This is a genomic window from Helicobacter sp. MIT 14-3879 (assembly GCF_003364125.1).
Genome location: NZ_NXLP01000088.1, coordinates 1 through 4355, shown reverse-complemented (window position 1 = coordinate 4355; position 4355 = coordinate 1). Strand labels below are relative to the sequence as shown.

1 protein-coding gene is annotated in these 4355 nt (G+C 38.2%); it reads right to left on the bottom strand.

Going from position 1 to position 4355, the window contains the following annotated elements:
* Window positions 1-544: 544 nt before the first annotated feature.
* Window positions 545-4355: autotransporter outer membrane beta-barrel domain-containing protein (locus tag CQA44_RS11300; RefSeq protein ID WP_115547322.1), on the bottom strand; the 3811-nt coding region annotated here is incomplete at its 5' end.

Sequence of the window (4355 nt, the reverse complement as noted above, 5' to 3'; positions counted from 1 at the left end):
ATACATCTAGCAATTAGACTACATTATCAAAGTATTCATGCAGTAAAGAATCTATGTTTGATAAAGAATCTCTATCTTATAAAAGTTACACTGATTAAGGGAACTTTATCACTCTATTTCTCTATGCTAAGAATATAAGAACAACCAATCATAACAAAATGAGAAAAAAGATATTGCTTTTCCTTGCTTTGTCTATTCATGATGTCTCATGAATGCAAGATTTAATATTTGGCATTGTGATATGACAAAGAGATTCTGTTTATGGCATTGAATCTCACTGAAATTGTTATCACAACCTCAAGCAATCTCTTTGCAAAGTTCTCATCAATTACAATCTCAAGAATACAAGCATGTCAAGGTAGTTATAAGCAGTCTATCAACTCTTAGCTTATTGTCTGGATTTTATAGAATCTTTTTGTGCTTGCTTCAAGAATACAAGCATGTTAAGAGTTTCTAGGCTTCAAGGTTTGAGGCTTCAAGAATTGATTATAGGTTTGCACTTAGGTGAAACACCTTTCTTAGTCTTTCAAGCTTGCTTACTCTATTAAAACACTACTCTAGCTCCTAGATTCAATCCCACACCAAAATTCTTTTCAAACACAGTGTTCTGAAGGCTAATGCTACCATTAAGATAGAATCTACCTAAGGCATATTCACCTCCTCCAGCAATGAATAACAAGGATTGCAAAGCATCTTTTGCATAATGAAAGCTTAGGGCATTTTGTACTCCTATACTTCCTGCATCACTGCCAGCATTTGTTATCCCTGCTTGTGTTGTTGCATGCCCTGTATTATCCAGATTATTCTGTAAGACTACGACATCTTGTTTGAATTGTCCTAAGAGGAATACATAGCTTTGATTAGCCCAATATTTTCTGCCCTCTAATCCTGCAATAACGCCCAATGCCTGTCTTGCATTATTATGAGTGTTCATCAAGAAATTACTTGTAACGGCACTATCATGATTAATGTTACTAGAGTGCAAGAAATAATAGCTAACGCCTGCAAAAGGCTTGATAATATAGCCTTTTGTAAGGTTAAAGGCATAGCCATAGCTAACGCTTGATTCCAAACTAGCAATATCATAGCCATACTTTTGACTAAACAGATCCAGTAATTCCATATTTGGCACACCTGAGTTAAGCTCTTCATTGACAAAGCCAAAGGCAGAATTAATCGTTATGTCAATCTCATGATTAGCGATAAATGTCCTAGAATATAATCCTGCAAAGATATTGTTTGAAGTGTTAGAAATAAAGCCATTATTATTGCCTTTAAAGATTCCATAGCCATAGCCCATATAACCACCAATTGCAGTATGAATCTTGTTGATGAAATAATCATAGCCCGCATTCAAGCCATAGAGTTGAGCACTGCCAGAAGTAGAGAAATTAAGATTGCCTAAAACATTAACCCAAGCATTATTGGGATATTGCTCTCTCTGATTAAAATGCGTAACTAAATCTTCAAGATTCTCAAACCACACACGCTCCATTGCAATTGCCATAGAATCTGAATTCATACTGTGTTCGCGTAAGGTGCGTGTATGGACATTATCAGATGACTCTGATTGCGCAAGAGTTTGAGCATGATTAGGGGTGGGGTTTTCTCCTTGTGAGGTCTTATTCTCAGCTTGCTCAAAACCTCTTGTTTGATTTCTCATTATGGCTGCATGAGAAAGTGGTGTGTATGCTGCTTGAGTTACAAACGCCTGTAATGAATGAGGAGTGCTAAAGAGAGTAATGCCAGAGTCATTGGGAGATTCTGAGAAAGGGGAATTTGCTGTGTAGAGATGAGTGGGATAAGAAGGCATCAAAGATGAGACTTCATAAGAATGTGCCTGTTCAGAATCATAGGCATTGGCATTGATAGGATTGCTATGGGTATTAGTTTCCTTGCTCTTGTTTGTGTCATGCACAGAATCTTGAGAGATTAAGAAAGCTGTATCCAAAGACTTTTGTTCTTCTTCAAATGCTAACTTTCTTGCTTGATTGGCTTCTTTGATTTTATTGGCAATGATTAAGGCTTGCTCTAAATTTTTCTGGTAGGTTTTAAAAGCTAAGATTTCTTCTTGATTGGATATAGGAATACCTACTCCATGGATAGCAGAAACCTTTGTGAGTCGATTCACTCTTGAACTCTCCATTGCTAAAGAGAGGGTATTGAGTGTGGAGCTTTTAGAGCGCAAATCTGAAACATGCTCAAAGGTGCTATCAAGTGTTCTCCCTATTTCAAGAAAATAATCAAGATTCCTTGAAGCTGCTAGGGTTTGGTCAAGATTAATCAAGAACAATAAGGAAGAATCCTGATTATAAAAAAGGTCTTTTAGAATCTCATAGCTATTAGCACTCTCTCTTTTAATGGCATTAATCCAAGAATTATTGCCTCCTGCTTCCATATATAAGGCGCAATCAAAGCTACTTGATTGTGCAGTGCATAGAGGGGTTTCAGCCTTGCCTTCACTAAAGTTGCCTAAGTCTTTTCTCATCACACGAAAGCCAATCATGCTATCTGTTACCACTCTCTCTACTTGCAAATATTTGCCATCAATGCTGCTGCCCTTATAGGTAACTGCAAAGCTGCTCTTCATTCTCTCTTGCGCATAGTTATAGCCTCTTTCTGCTTCACTAACATTCTTATTGCTGCCAAAGCCACAATAAGAATCAGGCTGGGTGCTATCGCAAGCTGCTTGCTTATCAGACTGACTAGGCTTTTGGATAAGATTGCCTAGATTGTCATAGCTACCTACAGGGTTTTCTATGCGATTACCTGTGGCAGAATCTACATTTGCCTTATCCATATCCCATGGATTATTGGCGTGATTTGTTGTGAAAAAGGTTTCTTGTTGGGTTGTGCCATCAGCATGTGTTATCACACAATTTGAATGGGTGCATTCTTGCGTATTATTCTCTGTGGAGATATTATAGACTTGTGTGTTATTATGGGTTGTAGCATTAAAGGTCGTGGTGTAATCACCTTGTGTGTAAGTATAGTTGATAGCACCATTGGTTACATTGATGAGCTTATAAGTAGAGGAATCAGAGCTTGCCGAAGTATTAGCTGTGGCAAGCTTAAGGTTGGTCAAGCTTTTGGAATCTGCAATATCTGCTTGGAATGCACCGGGTGTTCCCATAGAGATGTCAAAGGTTGTATTGCCTGCAATATTGAGTTGCCCATTCATCACTTCAGTTTGGTTTGCATCTTTGGGGTGAGCTTGGATTCTGAAAATCAGCTTACCAAAGTTGGTAAAATCACCTGTCATATTGATGTTTGCGGCTGCACCTATGTCAATGGTGTGATAGTTATCAAGATTGCCTTTGAGTGTCAAAACAGGTTTGTTTCCGGTTACAAATCCTGAATCTAAGAGGATTGTGCCATAGTTTCTTAAAGTGCCTTTTTTCAATCCTGTTTGTTCAATCAGCACATTACCTCCATTGATGACTTGTGTCGTGTTATTGGTGATATGCTCATTTGTCATAATATCAGGTAAGAGAAGATAATGTCTGTCATCATTTGTGCTGATATAAGTCCCGCTTGCATTGTGATAATCAGATTTTTGGATAGCAGTGCCATTGGCTTGAGAGTTAGCTTCACTCTCTGTAATAAGCTTTTGCATTTCCTCTTTACTCATGCCTTGCAGTGTAGCAGAATCTACCTCTACATTCAGATACTTGCTGAAGTCTTGATTCACCTCTTCATTGCCATGTAGGGTAATGTTAAGAATTCCACCATGCTTACTGCCATTTTTTAAATGCAAGAGTGTGTTGATATTGAGGGCATTTGCTTCAATAATAGTATCAGGCGCAATAATGGTTTGTCCCTTTTTATTGGTAATGGTATTAAAGATGGCATTTTTCAGATAGAGTCTTGCCTCTGTGGTATTGAGTGTATTGACATTGACAAAATCAATGTTACTCATATTTGCATAGGAAGTAGCCCTCGCCTCAATGAGATTATAATTCAAAATATCCCCACCTTGTCTAAACCATAATGCTGCATTATCTACAGTGTGGCTTGTGCCAATCTCTAGTGAGAGATAGTTAATGAAGCTTTTGCCAATGTGAGATTCTATGGCACTATAGCCGCTCCCAGCAGTGGGATGCACAGAACTCACAAAGTTAGCATTTGCTTTCCATACTGTGAAGTTATTGATATGGAAATTACTTGCTAACAGAGTTCCTGAACGAATAAAGAAATCATCAATAAAAGTCGTTCCTGTTACTTTGCTAGCATCAAGCGTAGAGTTACTGCCTACAGTGGTGAGTGCTATTGCTTCAACTTTACCTGCATAGAAGTCTTTGCCTGAAATCTCTAGGGTATTGAGAGGTCTGATGCCTAGACCTCCCGTGCAGCCA